Here is a 6,000-nt window from a genome sequence, read left to right on the forward strand (position 1 = left end):
CCGGCGAGGGGGTGAGGAAAAACCTTTACTATTTTAGTCGGACTTTTCCACCCCGACAACCTCGGCCATGGCACGGCCATCGTGGAATTCGAGGCGGATGTCTTGCCTTTCGGCGAGTTGCCCCGTGCTCGTGAGCACCTGCCCGGCGGTGTCGCTCACCAGCACATAACCGCGTTCCAGCACCGCCTTGGGGTCGAGCGCTTCGAGTCGATCGGCGAGGCGTTCGATGCGCCGATGCTGGGCTTCGATCGCCTGCGCTGCCGCCCGCGGCAAGCGCTGCGCGAAGGCGTCGAGCCGGGCGCGGTGTCCGGCGAGCGTGGGCCGGGCGGCGGCAAGGCGCCGGTGCAGCGCATCGAGCCGCAGCCGCGATTCGGCGAGCGTGCGCCGCTGCGCCGCCGTAAGCCGCGCGTGCAGCCCTTCGAGCCGTCGCCGGGCCTCGGACAGGCGCGCCGCGGGGTGGGTGAGGCGCAGCTGCAGGCGGTCGAGTCGCTGGTTTTCGGTGAGCAGACGCTCGCGCAGCGCCCGCTGCAGGCGCCGCGCCAGCAGATCGAGTTCGAGCGGCAGTTCGGTCCAGCCTTGGCTCAGCAGCATCGCTGCGCCGGTGGGGGTGGGGGCGCGCACGTCGGCCACCAGATCGGCGATGCTCACGTCGGCTTCGTGCCCGACGCCGCTCACGATCGGCACGGGGCTTGCGGCGATCGCGCGGGCAAGCGCCTCGTCGTTGTAGGCCATGAGATCTTCGGGGCTGCCGCCGCCGCGCACGAGCAGTGCCGCTTCGATGCCGAGCCGCGCCGCAGCCTCGCCAAGGAGTGCAAGCGCTGCCACCATTTGCGCCGGCGCTTCCGCGCCTTGCACCAGCGTGGGCAGCAGCACGATCTCGACGAGGGGGGCGCGCTGGCGCAGCGTGCGCAGCACGTCGTGGATGGCGTCCCCTGCCGGCGAGGTGATGAGGGCGATGCGCCGCGGCCGGCGCGGCAGGGGCCGCTTCCTTTCGGCGGCGAAGAGTCCCTCGGCTTCGAGCTTGGCTCTGACGGCGAGGAAACGCTGCCACAGGAGGCCGGCACCGGCCGGCTTGAGGCCGCGCACCACCAGCTGGTACTCGCCTCGAGGGGCATAGACGCTCAGCTCGCCCGCTGCCTCCACGCTGTGTCCCTCGGCGAGTAGCCGTGCGAACATCGTCGCCTGACGCCGCCACAGCACGCAGCGCAGCGCCGCGGTTTCGTCCTTGAGCGTGAAGTAGCAGTGCCCCGAGGCGGCGAGGGTGAGGCCGGAGATCTCGCCGATGACGTTGACCTCGGAGAACCCCGTTTCGAGGCACTCCTTGATGCGCTGCGTGAGCTGGCCGACGGTTTCGGCAGGAGGGACGAAGAGGGTGGGATCGGGCTTCATGCGCGCGATTGTACCGGGGTTTCATCCCCATCGGGACACGGGATGTCACGGCACGGTAACTTTGCTCCGGAAGACCTTGATCCACAGGCTGTTTTTCCTAATCGATTGATTTTCAATGTAAAAATTTGTTGCTGAAAAATGTGGCAGAGTGAGCTTCCTCGCGTGGGTGCAGGGGTTATGCCTGCTTTTGTCCGTTCATGCACAAAGTTATCCACAGACTTTGTGGAAGAGCGGGGAAGCTTGGGGCGGCGTGCCCCCGTGTTCGGGCGTATAATGCCGGACGCAACGCATCCGTGAAAGGAATTTCTTCCGTGTGGTCGGTGATACAGGCTTCTGGTTGGCCGATCTGGCCGCTTCTGCTCGCCTCCATCCTGGCGGTGGCGATCATCATCGAACGCGCCTGGACGCTGCGGCGCAAGCGCATCAATCCGCCGGGGCTGCTCGATTCGGTGCTCGAGGAGCTGCGCCGGGGCGCTTCCCCGCTGGAACTGGCACAGCGGCTGGAAGGGCATTCTCCCCTGGGCCGCGTGTTGGCGGCGGGGCTGCGCAACTACGGTTCCTCGCGCGAGGTGATGAAAGAAGCGATCGAGGATGCCGGCCGGGTGGTGGCGCACGAGCTCGAACGCTATCTCACGGCGCTGGGGACCATCGCGGCCATCTCGCCGCTGCTGGGCCTGCTCGGCACCATCGTGGGGATGATCGAGATCTTCGCGTCGCAGTCGGCGGCCGGCGCCAATCCCCAGCAGCTGGCGCACGGCATCTCGGTGGCGCTCAACACCACCGGGCTCGGCCTCATCATCGCCATTCCCGCGACCATCTTCTGGCGCCATTTCCGTGCCTACGTCGATTCCCTGGTGATCGAGATGGAGCAGGAGGCAGTGCGTCTGGTGGAAGTGGCGCACGGGGAGCGGGCCGGAGTGGGCGCATGAAGTTTCACAAAGCAGAGAGTTCGCGCGAGGAGCCGTTCCTTAACCTAGTGCCGCTCATCGACGTGGTGCTGGTGATCCTGATCTTTCTGAGCGTGACGACCACCTTTTCCCAGACGGCGCAGCTCAAGATCGATCTTCCCGAGGCCGACGCGGCGGCGCCGGTCGACGCCGCGCCCAAGGAATGGGTGGTGGCGATCACCGCCGACGGGGCCGTGTTCGTCGGCGAGCGCGCCGTGGGACTCGGCAGCGTGGAGGACATCGAATCGGCGCTCAGGGCGGTGATCCCTTCCGGATCACAGCCGACCATCATCATCGAAGCAGACGCCAAGACGCCGCACCAGCGCGTGATCGACGTGATGCGCGCGGCCCAGCGTGCCGGCTTCGACAGGCTCACTTTCTCCGTCGAGCGCGTCGAATCGCGATGAGCTCGGCGCCGGCGTGGTGGTCGCATCGCGGCGCTGTGGCGCTGGGGCTTCTTCCTTGCTCCTGGCTCTTCGGCCTTGCGGTGCGGCTGCGCGCGCTCGCCTATCGTCGCGGCTGGCTGCGGCGCTGCCGGCCGCCGGTGTTCGTGCTGGTGGTGGGAAATCTCAACGTGGGTGGCAGCGGCAAGACGCCGGTGGTCGCGGCGCTCGCCCGCGCGCTCGAGGCGCGAGGTGTGCGCTGCGGCATCGTCAGCCGCGGCTATGGCGGTAACCTCGAGGGAACGGCGGAAGTGCCGGCCGAGGGCGATCCCGCCTGCTATGGCGACGAGCCGGTGCTGCTCGCACGCGAAGCGCAGGTGCCGGTGGTGGTGGGGCGCGCGCGCTGCGCCGCCGTGGCCGAGCTGCTGCGGCGCCATCCCGACGTGCGTCTGGTAGTTGCCGACGACGGCCTGCAGCATCTGCGGCTCCAGCGCGACTTCGAGCTCGTGGTGCTCGATCGGGGCGCTTTGGGCAACGGCTGGCTGCTGCCGGCCGGGCCCTTGCGCGAGCCGCTCTCGCGCCTGCGCACGGTCGATGCCGTGGTGGCGCACGACCCGCGGCAGGTGCGCACTCTGGTGCCGGCCGGGGTGCCGCTTCACGGGCTGCGGCTCGAACCCGAAGCGCTCGTCTCGCTCGACGACCCTTCGCGCAGGCTGCCGCTTGCGGCGCTTTCCGGACGGCGGGTGCATGCCGTGGCGGGCATCGGCCGACCGGAGCGCTTCTTCGCCACGCTGCGCGCCCTGGGCGCCGAGGTGGTGCCGCACGCCTTTCCCGATCACCACCCGTACCGGGCGGAGGATCTGGACTTCGGCGCTCCCGGCGAGTGGCGGATTTTCACCAGCAAAGATGCGGTAAAATGCCGGGCATACGCGCGGCCGCACGATTGGGTGCTGACGGTGCGCGCCCGGCTCGACGAGACGCTCGTCGAGCGCATTCTGGAGCGAATACATGGACACTCGTCTGCTGGACGTGCTGGTATGCCCGCTGTGCAAGGGGCCGCTCAAATACGACCGTGAGCGGCAGGAGCTCGTCTGCCGCGTCGATCGTCTGGCCTATCCAATCCGCGACGGCATCCCGGTGATGCTCGCCGACGAGGCGCGTCCGATGACGGCCGAGGAAGTCGAGGCGCTCAAGTGAGCGGGTTTCGCGTGGTGATCCCGGCGCGGCTCGCGTCCACGCGCCTGCCGAACAAACCGCTCGTCGATCTCGCCGGCAAACCGATGGTGGTGCGGGTGTGGGAGCGGGCCGTGGCGAGCGGCGCCGACGAAGTGTGGGTAGCGACCGACGCACCGGAAGTGGCGGCCGCGGTGGAGCAGGCCGGCGGCCGGGCGATCCTCACGCGCGCCGACCACGCCTCCGGCACCGACCGGCTCGCCGAGGTGGTCGAGCGCCTGGGCTGGGAGAACGAGGCGATCGTGGTGAACGTGCAGGGCGACGAGCCGCTGATCGATCCGGACGCGATCCGCACAGCGGCCCAGGTGCTCGCGCTCACGCCCGAGGCGGCGATCGCCACGCTGGCGCATCCCATCGACTCGGTGGAAGAATTCTTCGACCCGAATGCGGTGAAGGTGGTGTGCGACGCCACGGGACGGGCGCTCTATTTTTCCCGGGCGCCGCTGCCCTGGGGGCGGGACGCTTTCGCCGCCGGGCGTCCGGCGCGCCTGCCCGAGGGGCTGCCAGCCTTGCGCCACGTCGGTTTGTACGCTTACCGGGCTGTTTTCCTGCGCGCGTTCTCCAGGCTCGCGCCTTGCGCACTGGAGCGGTTCGAGATGCTGGAGCAGTTGCGCGCTCTGTGGTACGGATACACCATCCAGATCAAAGTGCTCGACTCGGCCCCGGCGCCCGGCATCGATACGCCGCAGGACCTGGAGCGGGTACGTCGCATGCTCGCCGGGGCCGCATGAAGACCGGCTACTTCCGTTTTCGTCGTCAATCATAAAGGAGAGGGGATCGTGCGCTTGATTCTTCTGGGACCGCCCGGCGCGGGCAAAGGGACGCAGGCTACCATCATCAAGGAGAAGTTCGGTATTCCGCAGATCTCCACCGGCGACATGCTGCGCGCCGCGGTGAAGGCGGGAACGCCGCTGGGGCTCGCGGCGAAGAAGGTGATGGACGAAGGCGGACTGGTTTCCGACGACATCATCATCGGCCTGGTGCGCGAGCGTCTGCAGCAGCCCGACTGCCAGGCGGGCTACCTGTTCGACGGCTTCCCGCGCACGATCGTGCAGGCCGAGGCGCTCAAGGAAGGCGGCATCCCGCTCGATTACGTGCTGGTGATCGAGGTGCCCGACGAGGAGATCATCGATCGCATGAGCGGCCGCCTGGTGCATCCGGCGTCCGGCCGCACCTATCACGTGCGCTACAACCCACCCAAGGTGCCGGGCAAGGACGACGTCACCGGCGAGCCGCTCGTGCAGCGCGACGACGACCGCGAAGAAGTGGTGCGCAAGCGCCTGGCGGTCTATCACGAGCAGACGAAACCGCTCATCGCCTATTACGAGGCGTGGGCGGAAAGCGGTGATCCCGCCGCGCCCAAGGTGCGCAAGGTCTCTGGCCTGGGGCCGGTGGAGGAAATCACGCGGCGCATCCTGGAGGCGCTTGCCGGCTGAGGTAGTAGTTTCTGGCGTTTCTTCACGACGTGCGGCGCTGCAGATGCCCGAGAGCGCTCGAGTCGCGTTGACGTGAGCCTTGAAGGGTTCCTGGTGGCGTCGCAGTCGTTAGGGCGTTCTTGCGTAACTGGAGCATTATGGCTTTTGCCTTCGAAATTTCTTGACCGGTTCGCACACTGTCTGATGGCTTATGAATCAGACTCGATGGCGAGAATCGAGGCAATCGTCCTTGGCATGACATTTTATTTTTACAAAGGGAGTGGACATGAGCGAAAGAATTATGTGTCAGGTCCCGGACGATTACGTGGCACTTTTATGAAAAGTTCCGGTTTTTCTGCGTACCATCTTTTCATGGCCTCGATGGGCGGGACATGCCCCAGGGCTTTCTGGGGAATGTGGTGATTGTACAGCCAGACGTAGCGATGAATCGTTGCCTCCAGCGCTTCGCGGCTGTCGAAGCGATGGGTGGCGAGTACCTCGCTGATGCGCCCATTGAAGCGCTCGACCATGCCGTTCGTCTGCGGACGGCGAGGTTTGGTCAGCCGATGCTCGATGTCGAGCGCCTGGCACAGTTCATCGAAGGCATGTGCTCCCGTGGGGGTGCGCTCTCCC

Annotated in this window: 8 protein-coding genes; 6 read left to right on the forward strand and 2 right to left on the reverse strand. The window is 67.1% G+C overall.

Annotation, left to right across the window (positions count from 1 at the left end; genetic code table 11):
* Positions 1-33: 33 nt before the first annotated feature.
* The gene (gene xseA, locus ASC37_RS07335) at positions 34-1,389 is read right to left on the reverse strand and encodes an exodeoxyribonuclease VII large subunit (protein ID WP_055423748.1); all 1,356 of its coding nucleotides are present in this window, start codon (positions 1,387-1,389) and stop codon (positions 34-36) included.
* 311 nt (positions 1,390-1,700) lie between these two features.
* Between xseA and ASC37_RS07340 the strand changes: the two genes are divergently transcribed.
* Genes ASC37_RS07340 through adk form a run of 6 tightly spaced genes read left to right on the forward strand, consistent with a single transcriptional unit; the run spans position 1,701 to position 5,388 of the window.
* Positions 1,701-2,318: a MotA/TolQ/ExbB proton channel family protein gene (locus ASC37_RS07340; RefSeq protein ID WP_055423749.1), complete on the forward strand. Its 618-nt coding sequence runs from the start codon at positions 1,701-1,703 to the stop codon at positions 2,316-2,318.
* Entirely contained in the window at positions 2,315-2,743 is a 429-nt protein-coding gene (locus ASC37_RS07345; protein WP_055423750.1) for an ExbD/TolR family protein, read from the forward strand. The genes ASC37_RS07340 and ASC37_RS07345 overlap by 4 nt, the downstream gene beginning before the upstream one ends.
* Positions 2,740-3,795: a tetraacyldisaccharide 4'-kinase gene (gene lpxK, locus ASC37_RS07350; RefSeq protein ID WP_055423751.1), complete on the forward strand. Its 1,056-nt coding sequence runs from the start codon at positions 2,740-2,742 to the stop codon at positions 3,793-3,795. The genes ASC37_RS07345 and lpxK overlap by 4 nt, the downstream gene beginning before the upstream one ends.
* Complete coding sequence (locus ASC37_RS07355) at positions 3,728-3,916, forward strand: Trm112 family protein (protein WP_055423752.1); 189 nt, start codon at positions 3,728-3,730, stop codon at positions 3,914-3,916. Before lpxK ends, ASC37_RS07355 begins: the two co-directional genes overlap by 68 nt.
* Positions 3,913-4,683 (forward strand): 3-deoxy-manno-octulosonate cytidylyltransferase, encoded by a 771-nt coding sequence (gene kdsB, locus ASC37_RS07360; protein ID WP_055423753.1) that lies wholly within the window; start codon positions 3,913-3,915, stop codon positions 4,681-4,683. Before ASC37_RS07355 ends, kdsB begins: the two co-directional genes overlap by 4 nt.
* Positions 4,684-4,731: 48 nt before the next feature.
* Entirely contained in the window at positions 4,732-5,388 is a 657-nt protein-coding gene (gene adk / locus ASC37_RS07365; protein ID WP_055423754.1) for an adenylate kinase, read from the forward strand.
* Positions 5,389-5,666: 278 nt separating this feature from the next.
* Here the strand turns inward: adk and ASC37_RS07370 are convergent.
* A partial coding sequence (locus ASC37_RS07370) for an integrase core domain-containing protein (RefSeq protein ID WP_141654657.1) occupies positions 5,667-6,000 on the reverse strand: 334 nt, incomplete at its 5' end.

This window comes from Tepidiphilus thermophilus (assembly GCF_001418245.1).
Classification (GTDB): domain Bacteria; phylum Pseudomonadota; class Gammaproteobacteria; order Burkholderiales; family Rhodocyclaceae; genus Tepidiphilus; species Tepidiphilus succinatimandens.